Origin of the sequence: Variovorax sp. DXTD-1 (genome assembly GCF_003984625.1) — a bacterium.
In the GTDB taxonomy this organism is placed as follows: Bacteria; Pseudomonadota; Gammaproteobacteria; order Burkholderiales; family Burkholderiaceae_C; genus Variovorax.
Genome location: NZ_RWKH01000003.1, coordinates 68,816 through 87,302 on the forward strand (window position 1 = coordinate 68,816; position 18,487 = coordinate 87,302).

The 18,487-nt window shown below is 66.5% G+C and carries 18 protein-coding genes; 10 read left to right on the plus strand and 8 right to left on the minus strand.

From position 1 onward, the window contains the following. Positions 1–40 precede the first annotated feature (40 nt). Positions 41–1,375: an efflux RND transporter periplasmic adaptor subunit gene (locus EJI00_RS03760; RefSeq protein ID WP_126746134.1), complete on the minus strand. Its 1,335-nt coding sequence runs from the start codon at positions 1,373–1,375 to the stop codon at positions 41–43. Positions 1,376–1,604: 229 nt separating this feature from the next. On the opposite strand from EJI00_RS03760, the gene EJI00_RS03765 reads away from it, so the two are divergent. The 4 genes from EJI00_RS03765 to EJI00_RS03780 all read left to right on the plus strand — a co-directional run bounded on the left by EJI00_RS03765 (position 1,605) and on the right by EJI00_RS03780 (position 4,403). Further along, positions 1,605–2,126 carry a DUF6622 family protein gene (locus tag EJI00_RS03765; protein ID WP_126746135.1) on the plus strand — a complete coding sequence of 174 codons (522 nt, stop codon included), beginning with the start codon at positions 1,605–1,607 and terminating at the stop codon, positions 2,124–2,126. 68 nt (positions 2,127–2,194) lie between these two features. Continuing rightward, entirely contained in the window at positions 2,195–2,491 is a 297-nt protein-coding gene (locus tag EJI00_RS03770) for a 2TM domain-containing protein (RefSeq protein ID WP_126746136.1), read from the plus strand. Continuing rightward, complete coding sequence (locus EJI00_RS03775) at positions 2,488–3,570, plus strand: sensor histidine kinase (protein ID WP_126746137.1); 1,083 nt, start codon at positions 2,488–2,490, stop codon at positions 3,568–3,570. Before EJI00_RS03770 ends, EJI00_RS03775 begins: the two co-directional genes overlap by 4 nt. Beyond that, positions 3,567–4,403: a LytR/AlgR family response regulator transcription factor gene (locus EJI00_RS03780; protein WP_126746138.1), complete on the plus strand. Its 837-nt coding sequence runs from the start codon at positions 3,567–3,569 to the stop codon at positions 4,401–4,403. The genes EJI00_RS03775 and EJI00_RS03780 overlap by 4 nt, the downstream gene beginning before the upstream one ends. Before the next feature lie 86 nt (positions 4,404–4,489). Here EJI00_RS03780 and EJI00_RS03785 read toward each other — a convergent pair whose 3' ends face one another. Next, positions 4,490–4,855, minus strand: coding sequence for a hypothetical protein (locus EJI00_RS03785; RefSeq protein WP_126746139.1), 366 nt, complete (start codon positions 4,853–4,855; stop codon positions 4,490–4,492). A gap of 135 nt (positions 4,856–4,990) precedes the next feature. Here EJI00_RS03785 and EJI00_RS03790 point away from each other — a divergent pair, with 135 nt between their 5' ends. The 4 genes from EJI00_RS03790 to EJI00_RS03805 all read left to right on the plus strand — a co-directional run bounded on the left by EJI00_RS03790 (position 4,991) and on the right by EJI00_RS03805 (position 9,317). Then, the gene (locus EJI00_RS03790; RefSeq protein WP_126746140.1) at positions 4,991–6,805 is read left to right on the plus strand and encodes a glutamine--tRNA ligase/YqeY domain fusion protein; all 1,815 of its coding nucleotides are present in this window, start codon (positions 4,991–4,993) and stop codon (positions 6,803–6,805) included. After that, positions 6,805–7,341 (plus strand): pseudouridine synthase, encoded by a 537-nt coding sequence (locus EJI00_RS03795; protein ID WP_126746318.1) that lies wholly within the window; start codon positions 6,805–6,807, stop codon positions 7,339–7,341. Before EJI00_RS03790 ends, EJI00_RS03795 begins: the two co-directional genes overlap by 1 nt. A gap of 42 nt (positions 7,342–7,383) precedes the next feature. Then, positions 7,384–8,298, plus strand: coding sequence for a M23 family metallopeptidase (locus tag EJI00_RS03800; protein ID WP_126746141.1), 915 nt, complete (start codon positions 7,384–7,386; stop codon positions 8,296–8,298). Positions 8,299–8,366: 68 nt separating this feature from the next. Next, on the plus strand, positions 8,367–9,317 hold the full coding sequence (locus EJI00_RS03805; RefSeq protein ID WP_126746142.1) for a restriction endonuclease: 951 nt from the start codon (positions 8,367–8,369) through the stop codon (positions 9,315–9,317). Between the two features lie 6 nt (positions 9,318–9,323). On the opposite strand, the gene EJI00_RS03810 is transcribed toward EJI00_RS03805, so the two are convergent. The 4 genes from EJI00_RS03810 to EJI00_RS03825 all read right to left on the minus strand — a co-directional run bounded on the left by EJI00_RS03810 (position 9,324) and on the right by EJI00_RS03825 (position 13,835). After that, positions 9,324–10,259 (minus strand): succinylglutamate desuccinylase/aspartoacylase family protein, encoded by a 936-nt coding sequence (locus EJI00_RS03810; RefSeq protein ID WP_126746143.1) that lies wholly within the window; start codon positions 10,257–10,259, stop codon positions 9,324–9,326. 80 nt (positions 10,260–10,339) lie between these two features. Next, entirely contained in the window at positions 10,340–11,470 is a 1,131-nt protein-coding gene (locus EJI00_RS03815; protein ID WP_185868061.1) for a Fic family protein, read from the minus strand. Positions 11,471–11,543: 73 nt separating this feature from the next. Continuing rightward, the gene (locus EJI00_RS03820) at positions 11,544–12,746 is read right to left on the minus strand and encodes an ammonium transporter (protein ID WP_126746145.1); all 1,203 of its coding nucleotides are present in this window, start codon (positions 12,744–12,746) and stop codon (positions 11,544–11,546) included. A gap of 189 nt (positions 12,747–12,935) precedes the next feature. Beyond that, complete coding sequence (locus EJI00_RS03825; protein WP_126746146.1) at positions 12,936–13,835, minus strand: LytTR family DNA-binding domain-containing protein; 900 nt, start codon at positions 13,833–13,835, stop codon at positions 12,936–12,938. A 158-nt stretch (positions 13,836–13,993) separates the two neighbouring features. On the opposite strand from EJI00_RS03825, the gene EJI00_RS03830 reads away from it, so the two are divergent. Further along, positions 13,994–15,232 (plus strand): acyltransferase family protein, encoded by a 1,239-nt coding sequence (locus EJI00_RS03830; protein ID WP_126746147.1) that lies wholly within the window; start codon positions 13,994–13,996, stop codon positions 15,230–15,232. Here EJI00_RS03830 and EJI00_RS03835 read toward each other — a convergent pair. Continuing rightward, complete coding sequence (locus EJI00_RS03835; protein ID WP_126746148.1) at positions 15,168–15,587, minus strand: PaaI family thioesterase; 420 nt, start codon at positions 15,585–15,587, stop codon at positions 15,168–15,170. The two genes, EJI00_RS03830 and EJI00_RS03835, sit on opposite strands and share 65 nt — an antisense overlap. A 213-nt stretch (positions 15,588–15,800) precedes the next feature. On the opposite strand from EJI00_RS03835, the gene EJI00_RS03840 reads away from it, so the two are divergent. Beyond that, the gene (locus EJI00_RS03840; protein ID WP_126746149.1) at positions 15,801–17,450 is read left to right on the plus strand and encodes a DUF4139 domain-containing protein; all 1,650 of its coding nucleotides are present in this window, start codon (positions 15,801–15,803) and stop codon (positions 17,448–17,450) included. 12 nt (positions 17,451–17,462) lie between these two features. On the opposite strand, the gene ylqF is transcribed toward EJI00_RS03840, so the two are convergent. Then, on the minus strand, positions 17,463–18,434 hold the full coding sequence (ylqF, locus tag EJI00_RS03845) for a ribosome biogenesis GTPase YlqF (RefSeq protein ID WP_126746150.1): 972 nt from the start codon (positions 18,432–18,434) through the stop codon (positions 17,463–17,465). Between the last annotated feature and the right edge of the window lie 53 nt (positions 18,435–18,487).

Consider the following 18,487-nt stretch of genomic DNA (forward strand, 5'->3'; position numbering starts at 1 on the left):
GAACGCGCTCGCTTGTTCCGTGGGTTGTTGCCGATGCTCTTCATTGCGGCGGGCGCTGGCGCCGCCGCTCTCCACCGCCTTCGCCGCGCTCGCCACGCGGGCCCGATGCCGCACCGCGGGGCCCCGACGCGCCGCCACGCGGACCCATGGCCGGCCTTTCGCCCTGCAGCTGAACAACGGCGCCGTCCTTGATGCGGTCGCCGCCTTCGGTCACCACGTTCTCGCCGGTCTTCAGGCCCGAGGTGATGGCCACCACATCGACATTGGCCTCGCCGCGCTTCACCTGGCGCATGGAAACGGTGCGGTCTTCATTGATGACATACACATAGTCGCCATTGGGGCCGGTGCGCACCGCGGTAACCGGCACCACCACCGCGCGCACCTTGCGCAGCAGCATCTGCACGTTGACGAACTGGCTCGGGAACAGCGTGGTCTGCGCATTGCCGAAGCGGGCCTTGGCCCTGACGGTGCCGGTGGTGGTGTCGACCACGTTGTCGAGCGTGGAGAAGGTGCCCGTGTCGAGCGTTGCCGCGCGGGTGCGGTCGAACGCGGTGACCGGCAGCGGCTCGCCCTTGGCCAGCTGTGCCTGGATGTCGGGCACGCGGTCTTGCGGCACCGAGAACTGCACGTCGATCGGGTTCATCTGCGTGATGACCGCAATACCCGTGGTCGCGTTGGCCGTGACCGTGTTGCCCGCGTCCACCGCGCGCAGGCCGATGCGGCCGGCAACTGGCGCGGTGATGCGGGTGTAGTCGAGGTTCAGCTTGGCGGCAGCCTCGGCGGCCAGGTCGGTGGTGACCGTGCCTTCGAGCTGCCGGACCAGCGCGGCCTGGGTGTCCACGTCTTGCCGGGCGATGGAGTCTTGCCCCAGCAGCGTGCGGTAGCGCGCCAGGGTGACGCGTGCGGCCTCGAGCTGCGCCTCGTCGCGCTGGCGCGTGCCGCGCGCCTGCATCAGCGCCTGCTCGTAGGGCCGGGGGTCGATGCGCGCGAGCAGCTGGTTCTTGGCAACGGTTTGCCCTTCGGTGAACAGCACCTCGGTAAGCACCCCGCCCACCTGCGCCCTGAGCGTGATGGTTGCGAGCGGCGTGACGGTGCCGAGCGCGTCGATGGTCACCGGCAGCTCGATCTCGCGCGCCAGCGCATTGCCAACCGTGACGGTGGCGCCGCCGAAGCCCGGTCCGCCGGCGGTGCTGGCCTTGCGGTTGATGAGGTACCAGGCGCCGCCTCCGAGCAGCAGCAACAAGAGCAGCGCAATCAGGCTGCCAAGCCAGAGCCGGCGGCGCGAGGGCGGCCGGGGCGGCGGGGATGAGGCGGGGTGTACCGGTTGAACAGCAGGCGAATCGCCGGAAGAAGGCTCGGAGTTCGGTGATTCCATGTGTGGGTGTGGCAGTCGCAAGTACAGCCGCTAGTGGAGCGCTGGATCGTAGCGCTCCTGTCTTATGAACCGTAAAGCATCGGTAAAGCTTCGGAAAACGGCGCGTTTCGCGCCCGTTGGCGGCATTCCACGCGCCCAGCCCGCATTTCGTCGCAGACCCGTGGCCCGGGCTCGGGTGCGCCGGCACAGTCCGGCCCATCGAATCATCTTTTCACCCAGGAGAAACGCCATGCTGCTGCAGATCATTCTTCATACCCCGAAGTGGGTCTTCGCCGTTTTTGCGCTGCTCCTGTGGCTCGGCTGCAGGCAGTTGCTGACCGGCCACGTCAGCCTGGCCAAGGTGACGGTGATGCCCGTTGCCATGACCGGCCTTTCGCTGGCGGGCGTGATCTCGGCCTTCGGCGATTCGCCGGGCGCCCTGCTCGGCTGGGCCGTGGCCGCCGCCGCGCTGGTGCTGCTGGTGCTTCAGCAGCCCCTGCCCGCCACCACGCGCTATGACCGCGACGCTCGCAAGTTTCACGTGGCCGGCAGCGCCGTGCCGCTGGTGCTGATGATGGGCATTTTCTTCACGAAGTACGCGGTGGGTGTGTCCCTTGCCATGCACCCCGAACTGCGCCAGCAGGCCAGCTTTGCCGTGGCAGTTCCGATGCTTTACGGCGCCTTCAGCGGCATCTTCGCGGCGCGCGCCGTGCGGCTCTGGAAGCTGGCCATCCGCACCGACGCCATGGCCGTGCAGGCCCGTGCGGCCTAAGATCGCCAGCCGATTCATCGACTGCCGCCAAACCAGCCATTCAAGCCAATCGTTATCGGAGCACTGTCATGAACACCACACAAGCGAACCCTTCCGCCGGCGACATCGAAAAGCGCGCCCGCCGCCGCGCCGGCGCCAAGATGGGCTGGTACATCCATGCCTTCGTCTATGTACTCGTCAACCTCGGGCTGGTAGCCATCTCCGCATCGCGCGGCCACAGCTGGGCGGTGTATCCGCTCATGGGCTGGGGCCTGGGCCTGCTGATTCACGGCGCCGTCATCTGGTTCATTGCGCCCGGCGGCAGTTTTTATGACCGACTGGTGGAGCGCGAACGGCGCGCGCTGCGAGCCGGGGAACGCGGATGAGCGTCGGCGCGCTGCCTCGCTTCCGCGCAGAGAACATCCGCGGCATGCTTCGGCATGGCCTGATCACCGTCATCTTCTGCTGCCTCATCGCTTCGGCGTTGGCCATCTCGGGCAACGGCAGTTGGGAATCCCAGATGGTGTATTCGCTGTCGATCGGAACGATCTGTTGGCTCGTCATCGACACCGGCCGGTTGCTTCTGAGCGGTCACAAGGAGGTGCTGTGGCCGCACGGCCTCTGGAGCTATGGGCTGATAGCGCTGGGTATCACCGTCGGCTTTCTGGGCGGCAACGTCATCGGCGACGCCTGGGTCGGCGCGCCACCGCTCGAGTTCCGCAACCTCGCCGCGCGCAAGATGGCCTCGACCATCGTCATCACGCTGGTTGCCACCATCGGCATGTGCTTCTTCTTTTTCAGCCTCGGCAAAAGCAAGCACATGCAAAGCCAGCTCAACGTGGCGCAGCGCAACGCCACGGAGGCCCGGCTCAAGCTGCTCGAAACGCAGCTTGAACCGCACATGCTGTTCAACACGTTGGCCAACTTGCGTGTGCTGATCACGACCGACCCGCCACGCGCCGTGGCCATGCTCGACCGCCTCAATAACTACCTGCGCATGACGCTCAGCGGCTCGCGCGCCCTGGCGCATCCGCTGTCGGCCGAGTTCGAACGGCTGGCCGATTACCTCGAACTGATGTCGGTGCGCATGGGCGAGCGCCTCTGCTACACGCTCGATCTGCCCGAAGACTTGCGCGACGCGCCGGTGCCGCCGCTGCTGCTGCAGCCGCTGGTCGAAAACAGCATCCGCCATGGGCTGGAGCCCAAGGTGGAAGGCGGCGAGATCGTCGTGCGGGCGCGGCAAGACGCGGGCCGGCTCGTCATGGAAGTGAGCGACACCGGCGTCGGCATCGACGCGGCCCAGTCCTCGCAATCCGACGGCAGCGAAGGCAGCGGTTTCGGGCTCGAACAGGTGCGCGAACGGCTTGCCGCCGTGTACGGCGATCAGGGCCGCATGAGCCTCGCCGCCGAGCCTGCGGGCGGAACCCGCACCACACTCAGCTTTCCCTTGTCGCCACACGCATGAACCCCACCGCCCTCATTGCTGAAGACGAGCCCCTGCTCGCCCACGCCCTCAAGGCCGAACTTGCCGCGGCATGGCCCGAGCTGCAACTGCTTGCCACCGCGGGCGACGGCCGCAGCGCCGTGCGCGAGGCTCTGCGGCTGCTGCCGCAGGTGCTGTTCTTCGACATTCGCATGCCGGGCCTCGACGGCCTGGGTGCCGCGGCCGAACTGGCCGACCGCTGGCCCACCGACGAAGCGCCCATGCCGCAACTGGTCTTCGTGACCGCCTATGACGAATACGCCGCCCGCGCCTTCGAGACCCAGGCCATCGATTACGTGCTCAAGCCCGTGCAGCCCGAACGCCTGCGCAAGACCGTGCTGCGGCTCCGGCAGGCGCTGGCGGCGCAGCAGCAGGCCAACCCGGCTCCGGCGGCGGCCGACGAAGCACTGGAGAGAACCCTGGCGCAGTGGCGCCAGGTACTGGCGGCTGTGGGCAATGGCGCGTCGCCGCCCGCGCCCATCGCTCCGCTGCGCATGATTGCAGCCAGCGAAGCCGGTGGAAACACCGTGCGCATGGTTCCCATCGACGAGGTGCTGTACTTCGAGGCGGCCGACAAGTACATCCGCGTGCTGACCGCCACGCATGAATACCTGATCCGCACGCCGCTGAAGCAGTTGCTGACCCAACTCGACCCCGAGGTCTTCTGGCAGGTGCACCGCGCGGTGGTGGTGCGCAGTGCGGCCATCGAGGCCGTGCACCGCGACGAGGCCGGCAAGCTGCACCTCGACCTGCGGGGCCGGACCGAAAAAATTCCAGTCAGCCGGCTCTACGGCCAACTGTTTCGCGCCATGTGAAATCGATGAGCCCGCAACGCGCATAAAAAAACCGGTCGCGAAGGACCGGCTTTTCAGTTGACGGAGCCCCCGAAGGGGCCCTCCGTTTAGCGCCAGTGGCCGTGACCGTGGCCATGACCATGGCCGCGATAGTAGCCACGCGGACCGTAGTAGCGCGGTGCGTAGTACGCCGGCGGCGCGTAGTACACCGGGGCCGGGCGGTAATAGACCGGCGGCGGCGGACGGTAGTACACCGGAGGCGGCGGTGCGTAATACACAGGCGCGGGGGCCGCATAAACCGGGGCCGGATAGTAGGCCGGAGCGCCAACGCCCACGGACACGCCCGGAAGGCCCACACCCACCGACCAGCTCACGTCGCCGCGGGCACTGGCCGAAGTGGCCGCAAACAAAGCACCGGCTGCCACGACACCCGCGGCGGCCCATTTGAAGAAGGTTGAACGTGTGAGGCTCATGATCTTTGAACTCCTGGTTGGGGCGTTTCCCGCCCATGTAGGTATTGAACGCGCCAAATGCAAAGCGGTTGCCCGCCGTAATGTGAAGAACGTTGCCAAACGTAACTTCCAGGGGGTGCCCTCTAGAATGCCGCAATGACCTCCCCGACCGACAAAGACAGCGCGAAAACGGCCGCTGCACCGAGTAATTTCTTGCGCCACGTGATCGAAAACGACCTTGCGCAGGGTGCCTATTCTGGCCGCAAGTGGGGTGGCTCGCCCGGCGATGCCGCCCATCACGCCCAAGGCATGCCCGACCCGGCCAAGGTTCGCATGCGCTTTCCGCCCGAGCCCAACGGCTACCTGCACATCGGCCATGCCAAGAGCATCTGGCTCAACTTCGAGCTGGCCAAGGAATACGGCGGCGTGTGCCATCTGCGCTTCGACGACACCAACCCCGAGAAGGAAGAGCAGGAATACGTCGACTCCATTCGCGACGCGGTCAAGTGGCTCGACTACGAGACCTACCTGGCCGACCGCCCCAGCGCCCCCGGCACCCTGCAGCCGCACGAGTACTTTGCGAGCGACTACTTCGACTTCATGTACCGCGCCGCCGAATACCTGATTGGTGCCGGGCTGGCCTATGTGGACGAGCAAAGCGCCGAAGAAATCCGCGCCAACCGCGGCGACTTCAACACGCCCGGCACCGACAGCCCCTTCCGCAGCCGCAGCGTGGAAGAAAACCTCGCCCGATTCCGCGCGATGCGCGACGGCCTGTTGCCCGACGGCGCCGCCATCCTGCGCGCCAAGATCGACATGGCGAGCCCCAACATCAACATGCGCGACCCGGCGCTGTACCGCATACGGCGGGCTACGCACCACAACACCGGGGACAAGTGGTGCATCTACCCGATGTACACCTTTGCGCACCCGATCGAAGACGCGCTGGAGCAGATCACCCACTCCATCTGCACGCTGGAGTTCGAAGACCAGCGCCCGTTCTACGACTGGCTGCTCGACCGCTTGGCCGAGGGCGGACTCATCGCCAGCCCGCATCCGCGCCAGTATGAATTTGCGCGCCTTAACGTCACCCACGTGCTCACCAGCAAGCGCAAGCTGCGCCAGTTGGTCGAAGAAAAGCACGTGGATGGCTGGGACGACCCCCGCATGCCCACGCTGGCGGGCCTGCGCCGCCGCGGCTACACGCCCGAGGCGCTGCGGCTGTTCTGCGAACGCAGCGGCACCACCAAGTCCGGCGGCTGGATCGACTACGCCAGCCTGGAAGCCGCGCTGCGCGACACCCTGGACCCCATCGCGCCGCGCGCCATGGCCGTGCTCGACCCGGTAAAGCTGGTCATCACCAACTGGGGCGAACTCATGGGCAGCGACGAGGTACTCGACGACTGCTCGGCGCCCGTGCACCCGCACCACCCCGAAATGGGCAAGCGCGAGTTCAAGCTCGGCCGCGAGGTGTGGATCGAGCGCACCGACTACGAGGAAGTGCAGCCCAAGGGCTTCTTCCGCCTGTTCCCCGGCAACAAGGTGCGCCTCAAATACGGCCATGTCATCGAATGCACCGGCGGTACCAAGGACGCAAGCGGCAAGCTCATCGAAGTGCAGGCCACGCTGGTGCCCGACACCAAGAGCGGCACGCCCGGCGCGGACGCCATCAAGGTGAAGGGCAACATCACCTGGGTGGCGGCGGCGGACGCCGTGCAGGCCGAAGTGCGCTTGTATGAGCGGCTGTTTGCGGCAGCCAACCCGGGCAGCGGCGAGTTGATGGACGAGTTGAACAAGGCCAGCCTCGAAGCGTGCACAGCGTATGTGGAGCCTTCGTTGGCAAAGGCGGAGCCTGGCGTGGGCATCCAGTTCGAACGGCATGGCTACTTTGTGCGCGATGCCAAGACCGGTGCCGACGGCAAGCCGGTGTTCAACCGAGCCGCGGGCATGCGGGACAGCTGGGGCAAGTAATCCCTTCCCGCCTCATCCGATTCAACAAGCCCTACGGCGTGCTCAGCCAGTTCACGCCCGAGGGCCGCTGGCGCGGGCTGAAAGACTTCATCGATATTCCCGATGTGTACGTCGCCGGCCGCCTTGATGCCGATAGCGAGGGCCTGCTGCTGCTCACCAACGACGGCCAGCTCCAGGCGCGCATCGCCGATCCGCGCTTCAAGATGGAGAAGACCTACTGGGTGCAGGTGGAAGGCGTGCCCACCGAAGAGGCGTTGGCCGCGCTGCGCGAAGGCGTGCAGCTCAACGACGGACTTACGCGCCCGGCCCGCGCGCGCCTGCTCGATCCACCGCCAGCTGTGTGGGAGAGGCAACCGCCCATCCGCGAACGCAAGAGCATTCCCACAGCGTGGCTGGAACTGGCAATCAGCGAAGGCCGCAACCGCCAGGTGCGGCGCATGACCGCCGCCGTGGGGCTTCCCACACTCCGTCTGATTCGCGCTGCCATCGGGCCGCACACGCTGGACGGACTGGCGCCCGGCACCTGGCTGGCGTAGCGCAGCAGCGCCTCGGCACACCTTTCATACATTCGATCTCTTATGCGCAGCAACCGCTCCCATTTCTCCGATCTCCTCTCGCCCACTCTGCTGAATCGCCGCCGCGCTTTGCTCGGCACGCTGGGCCTGCTTGCGCTGCCCGCTGCAACGCATGTCAGCGCCGCGCCCGCTGCGAAGCCGAAGCAACAGCGCTCCGACGTCTGGCCCCACGCGTCGCAGGTGCCTGGCGGCGTCGCACGCCTGTCGCTCGGCCCAAGTGCCAAGCGACCGGCCGCCTTTTCAGGCGATGTGCCATTGCTTGTGGTGGGCGACGCCATCGAGTGGACGGCGCTCGTGGGCATTCCGCTTGCAGCCACGCCGGGCGACGCAAGTATCGTTGTGCGCCCCGAAAGCGGTGCAGAAAAACAGATCGCCTACACCGTGGCGCCCAAGCAATACCGCGAGCAACGCCTGACCGTGCCGCCGCGCACCGTCGACCTCTCGCCAGAAGACGAGGCGCGCTACGAGCGCGAACGCGCGCACCTGGCCACCGTGATGGCCACGTTCACCGAGCTGCGGCCCGATGCCTCGCTGCAGATGCGCGTCCCCGTGCCGGGCCGCCGCTCCAGTTCGTTCGGCCTGCGCCGCGTGTTCAACGGCCAGTCGCGCAATCCGCACAGCGGCATGGACATCGCGGCCGGCACCGGCACACCGGTGCTGGCACCGCTGCCGGGCCGGGTGATCGATACGGGCGACTATTTTTTCAACGGCGGCACCGTGTGGCTCGACCATGGCGGCGGCCTGCTGACGATGTATTGCCACCTGAGCCGCGTCGACGTGAAGGTGGGCGACGTGCTGAAGACCGGAGAGCAGCTTGCCGCCGTGGGCGCCACCGGGCGCGTGACCGGGCCGCATCTGCACTGGTCGGTGATGCTGAACCGGGCGATGGTGGATCCGGCGCTATTCATTGCGGCTTGAGTACTCACCCTGAGGCCTGAATTTCGCTCTCCTCATAAACTCGCGCCACTCAAAATCAGGGGTGGGCAATGGCCAAGCAGACAAGAGCCGAGCGACGCCAGGAGCGCGCACGAAAAGAACTGGCGGGCAAGGGATGGACGGTGATCATCGTCGGCGTTCTGCTGCTGGTGGGACCGAGCTTCATGCAGGGCTCGATCATCGGGACCATCGGCCCCGCACTTCGACCGGCCGGCTGGGCAGCGTTGGCGCTCGGAGCGGTGCTGCTGGCACTGCATTACTTCGTCGCACGCAAGGCGGCGCTCCCTGAGGTGAAGCGCGCTGCACAACAGCCGCCTATCGCCAAAGTGACGCAGCCCACACCACCACCACCTTCTGGCGCCGCGCGACGCGAGCCTGTATTTGCGTCAACGCCTTCCCAGCCAAGCCGCTCTCCCGCAGAACCCGCGCCGCAGCACGCGCAGCGCTGGAGCCCGGCCGTACTCGCAGCCATCGAATGGCGCCGCTTCGAGGCCCTGTGCGAAGCGCTCTATGCGCAGGCCGGCTTCACCACACGCAGCCAATCGCACGGTGCGGACGGCGGCGTCGACATCTGGCTCCAGTCCAAGCACAGCGACGTGCCACGCATCGTCCAATGCAAGCACTGGCAAGGCAGAGTGGTGGGAGTAAAGGAGATGCGGGAGTTCTTCGGCGTGATGGCGTCGCATCAACTGAAGAGCGGCACTTATGTTACGAGCGGGGCGTTCTCCACCGACGCCAAGGCGTTTGCGAAGGCCAACGGCATTCATGCGCAGGATGGCGCCGCATTGCTGGCGCTGATCGGCCAGCGTACGCCTGAGCAGCAAGCCGCATTGCTGGCCGTGGCTTACGAAGGCGAATATTGGCGGCCTACCTGCGCAAGCTGCGGCACCAAGATGGTCGAGAGACCCTCGGCCAAGAGCGAAGGCAGTTTCTGGGGCTGCGCCAACTTCCCCAAGTGCCGCGGCAGGACGATTCCGAAGCCGAAAACGTCCGCCGCGTAGCCAGTCTCAAATCGGCTTCGTCAGATACACCGCCTCACGCCCTACGATCACGTGCTGCGCGGGCATGAAGATCGTGCACTCATCGCACGGTGCACGAATCTCGTCGGGGCCATTGGTGGCAATCAGCTCGCCCTTGGCAAAGGTCTCGAAGCCGATCAGCGGGCGCACGAACGCAAACTCTTCGGACTTGATGATGTGCGTCTGCAGCAGCTCGAAGCGGCGCTGCGGGCCGGGCGCGGGCACGGCCGGGTCTTTGTCGATGAGGCCGAAGTGCGCCAGAAAGTCGAGCGAAATGGCAATGGCCAGCTCTGACGCTGAGCGCAGGAAGTGCTGGCCGCATTCGGCGACCAGCGCCACGCCCTTGCCATCGGGCTGGCCGTGGCGGCCATGCTGGATCAGCGGCGTGCCGGAGCCCAGGCCGTCGGGCATGACCAGGTGCACCGGGGGGCGGCCGAGGGCGAGTGCCGCTTCGGCATTGCGCTCATAGGCCGGGTACACCCAGAACGGAACCACAGGCTGGCTGGTGGAGTGAATGTCCAGGATGTGGTCGGCCGCGCTCACCACGGGGCGCAGCACGCGGGCGCGGCGCAGTTCGGGGCTGTCTTCGGGGCCGTCGAGCCATTCGGGCGACCAGATACGGTTGAGGTTATGCACCAGCTGGCGGCTGTCGGAGGGCAGCGCCTCGTTGAACGACTCGTACGCCTCCACGTTGGCAAAGCTCACGGTGAGCGTGCCGATCTTGGGGCGCACGTTGATGTCGAGCAGGTGCGTGGCGGCGGTCATGCCGCAGATTTCGTTGCCGTGCGTGAGGGCGTTGATCAGCACGTGCGGCCCGGGCTTGCCGGATTCGAAGCGGTGCACGTAGTCGATGCCGATGTTGCCCTTGCGGTAGGCGGAGATGTCGCGGGGGAGGACTTCGAAGGCGGGGGGCGTTTGGGTCATTGGCGGTGGTGAGTATTCAAGCGGAGCGGTCGAGCGAGTTTGCTACAGGCCGCGCTTTCTTGCTCTTGTGCTGGCCGCAGCTACATCGGTCGAACAAGCGCATACCGGGTTGCTTTGCCCTGCCCTGTTCTTTCGAGCAAGCCCGATGCCACCATCTCGGTCAGCTCCCGATACGCGGTGGCGCGCGACACGCCCGCAATAGCCACGTATTTTTCTGTGCTCATGCCACCCAGAAATCCATCAGGACCCGCGTCATAGAGCTTGTTCAACACCTTGCGCTGGCTTGGCGTGAGTTGCGGGTGTGCGGTGTCCAGAAGTGCCCAGAAGCCAGCCTTGGCGCCCGCAGCCTGGATCTGTGCCAGCGTTGCGAGGCAAGCCTTTTCAACGCAACCGACAAACCAGCGTACCCAGGGTGTGACACCCATGCTCTCCTGGGCACTGGCGGCCTGCAATTGGTTGTAGTAACCCACGCGGTCGAGCCATAACTGCTGAGACATGCTGAAGAGACGCTGGTTACTGCGCAGATCCTGCGCCAGCGCCAAGTCGCTCAGAGCGCGGCCGATCCGCCCATTGCCGTCCTCGAATGGATGGATGGTTTCGAACCAAAGGTGCGCGATGGCGCTGCGCACAATGCCGTCCATTGCGGGCTGCTCCCGGCCGTCCTCGAACCATTCGAGCAATGCCTTCATCTGAGCCGGCACATCACGTGAAGGCGGCGCTTCATAGTGCACCGTATCCGGCTTGCCGATGCGTGGGGTGACGATCTGCATGGGGTCTTCGTGGACTCGGTAGCCACCCGTCACGATGCGCGTGATGCCGCTTCGTCCGTTCGGAAAAAGCGCCGCGTGCCAATCGAGAAGCCGCTCTTCTGAAAGTGGCTCATCCCAACGCGCAACGGCTGCTTCAACGATGTCGAGCGTGGCTTCCGTACGCGCATCTCTTGGCACGCGATCGGCCGGCGTGAGCCCAAGCCGCCGGGCCGCCGAGGCGCGCACCGAATTGACTTGAAGCGTTTCGCCCTCGATCTGCGCGGTAGAAATGGCTTCTTGCGTCCACTCGCCGAGTTGGAGCTCGCTCAGGTCGACGAGTTGAAGGTTGCCCGCCACGCCCAGCATGCGCCCTTGCGCAAGGCGCGCAGCCGACAGCGCCGGTTGCAGTGCCTGCGCGTCGACTTCAAAGCGCGGCCATTTTTTGGCTTGCCAGATCCACATGAAGCGCATTCTAGGCAAATGCGCTTCATATTTGAAGCGTATCTAGGGAAAATACGCTTCAGCCCGGCTTTGCTTACCAGTTCACCTCACGCTCCGGCGTTGCCGAAATGTGATGGATCGACAGGTCCGCGCCGTCGTATTCCTCTTCCTGCGTGAGCCGCAGGCCCATCGCGGCCTTGAGCACGCCGTACACCGCCGCGCCCGCAAGGGCAGCCCACGCCACGCCCATCAAGGTGCCGATGAGTTGCGCCCACACGTTCACCCCGCCGATGCCGCCCAGCGCCTGCGTGCCGAAGATGCCGGCCGCAATGCCGCCCCAGGTGCCGCACAGGCCGTGCAGCGGCCACACGCCGAGCACGTCGTCGATCTTCCACTTGTTCTGCGTGAGCGTGAACATGAAGACGAAGATGGCGCCGGCCACGCCGCCCACCACCAGCGCGCCCAAGGGGTGCATCAGGTCGGAGCCGGCGCACACGGCCACCAGCCCGGCGAGCGGGCCGTTGTACACAAAGCCGGGGTCATTCTTGCCCATGGCAAGCGCCACCAGCGTGCCGCCCACCATGGCCATGAGCGAGTTGACAGCCACCAGGCCCGAGATCTTGTCGATGGTCTGCGCGCTCATCACGTTGAAGCCGAACCAGCCCGCGCACAGGATCCACGCGCCCAGCGCCAGAAACGGAATGTTCGAGGGCGGGTGCGCGCTCAGCGAGCCGTCGCCGCGGTAGCGGTTGCGGCGCGCTCCCAGCAGCAGCACGGCCGGCAGCGCCAGCCAGCCGCCCACCGCGTGCACCACCACCGAACCCGCGAAGTCATGAAACTCATGGCCGGTGGCCGAGGCAATCCACTCCTGGATGCCAAATGCCTTGTTCCAGGCGATGCCCTCGTACAGCGGATAGACAAGGCCGACGATGACGGCCGTGGCAATGAGCTGGGGCCAGAACTTGGCGCGCTCGGCGATGCCGCCCGAAATGATGGCCGGAATGGCCGCGGCAAAGGTCAGCAGAAAGAAGAACTTCACCAGCTCGTAGCCGCTCTTGGCAGCCAGCTCGGTCGCGCCCACGAAGAAGTGGGTGCCATACGCCACGCCATAGCCGACCAGGAAATACACGACGGTCGAGACCGAGAAATCGACCAGAATCTTGACCAGCGCATTGACCTGGTTCTTCTTGCGCACGGTGCCCAGTTCCAGAAAGGCAAAGCCGGCATGCATGGCAAAGACCATGATGGCGCCGAGAAGGATGAACAGCGCATCTGCGCCCTGTTTGAGTGCGTCCATGGGAGCTTCTTGCAGTTTTTGGTTTGAATTGGTGCATCGCACCCGAATCGCTCGGGGCAGCGCCGCAGGGAAGCAAAAATGGTGCCTGAAGGCTCTTTCATGGTGCGCATCGGCGCGAAATGAGCGTTCTCAGTGCAAACACCGCACCGGAACAGGACGCGCGAAGAGGCGGCCTCCTCGTCAGCTTCGTCAGCCCAGGCCCGCGCGCAGCGCATCGCGATAGCGCCGGCTGCACGGCACGGTGGAACCATCGTGCATGTGCAGCCGGGCGTCGCCGCCGTCGAGCGGCTCTATCTCCTTGATGCGCCCCAGGTTGACCGCGTGGCTGCGGTGCACGCGCACGAATCGGGCGGGGTCGAGCTGCGTCAGAAAGTCCGTGAGCGTGGCGCGCAGCAGGTAGTCGTGGCCGTTGACGTGCAGGCCGACGTAGTTGCCTTCGGCCTGGAGCCAATCGATGTCGCCGGCGGCAATCAGGAATTCGCGCCGCAGCTTGCGCACCAGAAAGCGCTCGGGCCGAGAGGGCTGCGCGGGCGGCGCCGGTTGATGGACATCAGGTTCGGCGGGCGCCCCCTCGGGTGCGTCGAGCACGCGCGCCTCGCCCTGCAGCCGCAGCATGAAAACGCCGTACACCCAGATGCCGAACACCATCGACAGGTATGCGCGCACGTCCTTCAGATATTCGTAGCCCCAGCGCCCGGTCCAGCCCGCGAAGTCGTAGCGCTCGCCCATGGCCGAATAGACCATGGCCCGCAGCGCGAACATCGCGGCCACGTGCACCAGGCTGAAGACGACGCTGGCGGCCAGGTGCCAGGCCAGGTAGCGCAGCAGATGCGTGCGCGCCAGCGGCGAAAGCCGGCGCTGGACGGCGACAACGGCCGGCACCAGCGCCAGCAGCACCAGGTGACTGGACACCTCCCAGGTCACGATTTCCCAGGCGGCGCGCGGCACCGCGCGATCGCGCGCATCGATCAACGCCACGGTGGTGTTGAACACCGCCTGCAGCGCCATGAAGACGACCCAGAAGCCCACTTCCACCCAGCGGCGGATGGGCTCGTAGCGCTCGTACAGGTTCTTTCGGGAGTCTCCCATGTCCGGGATTCTCGCGATGATCCGCGCACCGGCGGGCGAATTTCGTCCCTGACGGGCACCGCTCGTCACAAACAGGGCGCGATCCGTCCCTTCGGTGCGCGGCGGCGGCGGCCCGACAGGACCATCGGCTTCTCTCTTGCGTCATTCGAGGAGTTTCGATGCCTGCACCCCCAGTCCCGCTCGATCGCCGGCACGACATCGATGCGCTGCGCGCGCTGGCCTTCCTGCTGGTCATCCTGTACCACGTGGCGATGTACTACGTGGCCGACTGGCCCTGGCACCTGAAAAGCCCGCATGCGGCCGAATGGCTGCAGTGGCCGATGCGGGTGCTCAACCTGTGGCGCATGGACCTCGTGTTCCTGATCTCGGGCGTGTCGCTGGGTTTTTTGAGCCGCAACCAGGGCACCTGGCGTTTGCTGCGCAGCCGCGGCGCCCGGTTGATGCTGCCGCTGGTCTTCGGCATGGCGATGATCGTGCCGTACCAGGCCTATGCCGAAGGCGTGGCGAACGGACTGGTGGCGCCAGGCTTCGGCGCCTTCTTGCTGCGCTACCTGCCCATGAACGACCCATGGCCGAAGCAGGCGTTCGCCGGCGCGGAGTTCGGCATTACCTGGAACCATCTCTGGTACCTGCCCTACCTGTTCACCTACACGGCGCTCATTGCGGTCACGCTGCCGCTGTGGCGCTCCCGCGCGGACCAGTGGATGCGGCGCAGCTTCAACGGGCTGCGCGGCTGGAAGCTGCTGTTGCTGCCGGCGCTTCCGCTGCTGCTCTGGACGATGTTGCTGGCCCGGCACTTTCCGCCGACGCACAACCTGGTTCGCGACTTCTACCTGCACAGCATTTTCTTCACCGTGTTTCTGTACGGCCACTGGATGGGAGCGGACACGGGCGTGTGGCGCGAGCTGGCGCGTTTGCGCCGCGTGTCGCTCGCGCTGGCCGCGGTGGCGATTGCGGCTTTCATCCTGCTGCGGCTCGGCGCCAAGGGCCCGCCTTCGGGCGTGCTGATGGACACGCTGCGCATGCTCTACCTGTGGCTGGCGGTCGCCACCATTCTGGGCCACGGCCACCGCTACCTGAACAGGCCCTGGCCGTGGCTGCGCTGGGCCAACGAGTCGGTGTACCCGTGGTACGTGCTGCACCAGACGCTGATCATCGCGGGCATTGCGCTGCTGGCACCGCTCGCGATGGGGCCGGTGCTGGAACCGATGCTGCTGGTTGTGCTCACCATCGCCGGCTGCTGGCTGCTCACCGACGGGCTGATTCGTCGCTTCAACTGGCTGCGGCCACTGTTCGGGCTCAAGCCCCGGCGCATCGGTGGCAAGACGGAAGTCACTTCACCGGCGGAGCCTCTTCCACCGGAACCAGGATGGCGCTCCCGGTCGCCACGAGCTTGAGGCTGTCGCCCTCCCCCTGACCATAGAGTTCGGCGGTGGTGAACACCTGCTTGCGGCCTGCCTTCACGACCTTGCCCCGCGCAATGAAGGCGCGGCCCATCGCGGGCGAGAGGCAGTTCACCGAAAAGTGCGATGCCAGCACCCGGCCCGCCACGGTCGACGCCGCAAAGCCGCAGGCCGTGTCGAGCATTGCGCCGATGAGCCCCGCGTGCAGAAACCCGGCGTACTGGCCCATGTCTTCCTCGCGCCACTCCATGCGCAGTTCGGCTTCGCCCCGGGCGGCGCGGGTGACTTCGAAACCCGCCCACCGATTGAAGGCGGCGGTCTTGTTGATGGCCTGGATGGTGTCGAGCATGGCGGTCTTTCAAAAAAGAAAGGGTGGAGCGTCGAAGACGATGAAAGATACGGAGAGCCACTCTACGAAGCGGCTCCACCGGGTGCCGTCACGCGGGCGACCCGCACCGCTTCGACAGTTGCCTTGGCGACAGCGCACTTTTTTTCACCGGCTTAACCCCGATCGGCGAGCCCCGCCGTATGAGTGGAGGAACGATCCACTACCGAGGCTCCGATGAAAGCAATCTCTTCTTCCTCCTTCTTCCGTGCCGACCTGCGCGCCACCGTCCTTGCCGCAGCCTGCCTGGTGCTCGGCACCGGCGCCAATGCGCAGGTCATGGCAACCGCCGCCGGCGCGGACGCGTCGCGCATCACGCAAGTCAAGGTGTACCCCGGCAGCGCCACGATAGAGCGCGTGGCGCGGGTCGCGGCCGGCAGCCGGTCGGTCACCTTTGCCTGCCTGCCCGCCGGGCTCGACGTGCAGAGCCTGCAGGTATCGGCCGGCGCTTCGGTGCGCCTGGGCGAAACCTCGGTGCTCAACGAGCCGCGCGAACTCTCCGCACGTTGCGCGACCAGTGCGCTCGACGGCCGCATTCGCGACCTGGAGGACCAGAAGGCCGCGCTGCAGGCCGAGAGCGATGCAATCGGCCTGGTCACCGGCTATCTCAAGGGCCTCTCGGGTAGCGGCGAGCCGGCGCAAGGCGCCCGCGCACCGATGGACGCACGCAATCTTGCCGCGATGACCGATGCGATGCGCCGCACCGGGCAGGATTCGCTGCTGAAGCAGCACCAGATCCAGCGCAAGCAGACCGACATCGACCGCCAGCTCAACCCGCTCCTGGCCGAGCGCACGCGCACACAGGGCAACGGCACGCAGGTCGCGGCCGTGACCGTCACGCTGGCCGCCAGCGCCGATACCGACGTGAAGCTCAGCTACCAGGTCAACGGCCCGGGCTGGACGCCCACCTACCGCGCACTGCTCGACACCGCCACACGCAAGGTGCGCATCGAGCGCCAGGCGCTGGTGGCGCAGGCCACGGGCGAAGACTGGCGCGGCGTGAAGCTGGTGCTTTCCACCGGCCAGCCGCGCCGCGAAACCACAGGCCGCACGCCAAGCGCGTGGCGCATCGGCATCGAGCCGCCGCAACGCGCGCCCGCAAGCCCGGCCGTTGCCATGATGGCAGCGCCGGCACCCGCTGCATCGCTCGACCGCAAGCGCGCCATGGCTGAAGCTGCAGAGCCGCTTTTCGACGTGGCCGTGTTCGACAACAGCTTTTCCACCGAATTTGCCGTGCCGCAGAGCATCGATGTGCCTTCCAACGGCCAGCGCGTGGCGCTGGCACTGGGCCAGCACGAAGACACGGCGAAGCTCGCGGCGCGCACCAGCCCGCGCGTGGACGCCAGCGCCTTCCTGGTCGCCGAACTCGCGCAACCCTCGGGTGTGTGGCCGGCCGGGGCGCTGCAGCTGTACCGCGACGGCAACTTCGTCGGCAGCGGCCGATGGAATGCGCCCAACGATGCAAAGCTCACGCTCTCCTTCGGCCGCGACGAACTCGTGCGCGTGCAGGCCGAGCCCGAGCAAGACAGCCAGGGCACAGGCGGCTTTGTCGGTTCGCGCGCCGAGCGCAAGGTGCAGCGCGCCTATGTGGTGGAGAACCGCCACCGCACGCCCATTGCGGTGCAGGTGCTCGAGGCCGCGCCGGTTTCCGTCGACGAGCAGGTGCGCGTGGCCGCGCAGTTCACACCGCAACCTGGCGAGCTGGCCTGGAACAAGCAGCCGGGCCTCGCGATGTGGAGCTTCGACCTCGATGCCGGCAAGACCGCGCGCGTGGCGGCCGACTACACCATCAGCTACCCGAAGGACGCGCGCCTGCAGATGCGCTGAGCGCGACGTGCTTCAGCGCGGCTCGGGCGCCTGGCCTTCCGAAGGCTCGGCGCCCGGCTTGCGCTTCTTGCCGCGTGCCGCTTTCTTGGCCGCGCGTTCCGCATCGATGCGCTGGCCCTCTGCCAACCACTGCAGGAACTCTTCAGGTGTCTCGAGAGTGATGCGCCCCAGGTTGCCGGCGCGGAACTCATGCATGACGATTTCCGCGGCCTTTTGCAGGTTGACGCGGCCCTTGCCCAGCAGCGCGCCGCGCTTGCGGCCGATGGCGTCGAGCAGCTCTTCGTCCTTCATGGCGGCAATGGCAGCGGCGTCGTGCTCCGCCAGCTTGAAGCGCGCGGTAATGCCCTCGGCATAGTTCGCCTTCAGGTAGTTGAGCAGCTCCAGCGCCACTTCTTCCTCGTCGAAGGCATTGCGCCCCACGGCGCCGCTCGCCGCCAGGTTGTAGCCGCTCTTGGGCACCACGATGCGCGGCCACAGCATGCCGGGCGTGTCCCACAGGTAGAAGTCGTCGGCCAGCGTGATGCGCTGCTCCAGCTTGGTAATGCCGGCCTCGTCGCCGGTCTTGGCCTTGCGGCTGCCGGTCAGCGTGTTGATGAGGGTCGACTTGCCCACGTTGGGAATGCCGCAGATCAGCACGCGCATCGGCTTGGCCATGCCGCCGCGGTTGGGCGAAAGCTCGTGGCAGGCGCGCACGATGGCCTGCGCCGGCGTGGTCTGGCTCGCGTCGAGCGGAATGGCGCGCGTGGCCGGCAACGCGTTGTAGTGCGCGAGCCATAGCGCGGTGCGCGCGGCGTCGGCCAGGTCCTGCTTGTTGAGCACCTTCAGCGAGGGCCGCCCGGCCGTGAGCTCGGCCAGCATCGGATTGGCGCTGGAGCCGGGCAGCCGCGCGTCGAGCAGTTCGATGACCACGTCGATGTCCTTCACCCGCTCGGTGATGGCCTTCTGGGTCGTGTACATGTGCCCGGGGAACCACTGGATCGCCATCGATGGATGCTCTTTCGTTTCGCTCTGTCTGGGGAGGGGGCAGGCCCGAAGGC

Excerpts from the sequence above, each read along its gene's own strand:
- EJI00_RS03760 (WP_126746134.1), bottom strand. The coding sequence starts at position 1,375 with ATGGAATCACCGAACTCCGAGCCTTCTTCCGGCGATTCGCCTGCTGTT.
- EJI00_RS03765 (WP_126746135.1), top strand. The coding sequence starts at position 1,605 with ATGCTGCTGCAGATCATTCTTCATACCCCGAAGTGGGTCTTCGCCGTT.
- EJI00_RS03770 (WP_126746136.1), top strand. The coding sequence starts at position 2,195 with ATGAACACCACACAAGCGAACCCTTCCGCCGGCGACATCGAAAAGCGC.
- EJI00_RS03775 (WP_126746137.1), top strand. The coding sequence starts at position 2,488 with ATGAGCGTCGGCGCGCTGCCTCGCTTCCGCGCAGAGAACATCCGCGGC.
- EJI00_RS03780 (WP_126746138.1), top strand. The coding sequence starts at position 3,567 with ATGAACCCCACCGCCCTCATTGCTGAAGACGAGCCCCTGCTCGCCCAC.
- EJI00_RS03785 (WP_126746139.1), bottom strand. The coding sequence starts at position 4,855 with ATGAGCCTCACACGTTCAACCTTCTTCAAATGGGCCGCCGCGGGTGTC.
- EJI00_RS03790 (WP_126746140.1), top strand. The coding sequence starts at position 4,991 with ATGACCTCCCCGACCGACAAAGACAGCGCGAAAACGGCCGCTGCACCG.
- EJI00_RS03800 (WP_126746141.1), top strand. The coding sequence starts at position 7,384 with ATGCGCAGCAACCGCTCCCATTTCTCCGATCTCCTCTCGCCCACTCTG.
- EJI00_RS03805 (WP_126746142.1), top strand. The coding sequence starts at position 8,367 with ATGGCCAAGCAGACAAGAGCCGAGCGACGCCAGGAGCGCGCACGAAAA.
- EJI00_RS03810 (WP_126746143.1), bottom strand. The coding sequence starts at position 10,259 with ATGACCCAAACGCCCCCCGCCTTCGAAGTCCTCCCCCGCGACATCTCC.
- EJI00_RS03815 (WP_185868061.1), bottom strand. The coding sequence starts at position 11,470 with ATGTGGATCTGGCAAGCCAAAAAATGGCCGCGCTTTGAAGTCGACGCG.
- EJI00_RS03820 (WP_126746145.1), bottom strand. The coding sequence starts at position 12,746 with ATGGACGCACTCAAACAGGGCGCAGATGCGCTGTTCATCCTTCTCGGC.
- EJI00_RS03825 (WP_126746146.1), bottom strand. The coding sequence starts at position 13,835 with ATGGGAGACTCCCGAAAGAACCTGTACGAGCGCTACGAGCCCATCCGC.
- EJI00_RS03830 (WP_126746147.1), top strand. The coding sequence starts at position 13,994 with ATGCCTGCACCCCCAGTCCCGCTCGATCGCCGGCACGACATCGATGCG.
- EJI00_RS03835 (WP_126746148.1), bottom strand. The coding sequence starts at position 15,587 with ATGCTCGACACCATCCAGGCCATCAACAAGACCGCCGCCTTCAATCGG.
- EJI00_RS03840 (WP_126746149.1), top strand. The coding sequence starts at position 15,801 with ATGAAAGCAATCTCTTCTTCCTCCTTCTTCCGTGCCGACCTGCGCGCC.
- ylqF (WP_126746150.1), bottom strand. The coding sequence starts at position 18,434 with ATGGCGATCCAGTGGTTCCCCGGGCACATGTACACGACCCAGAAGGCC.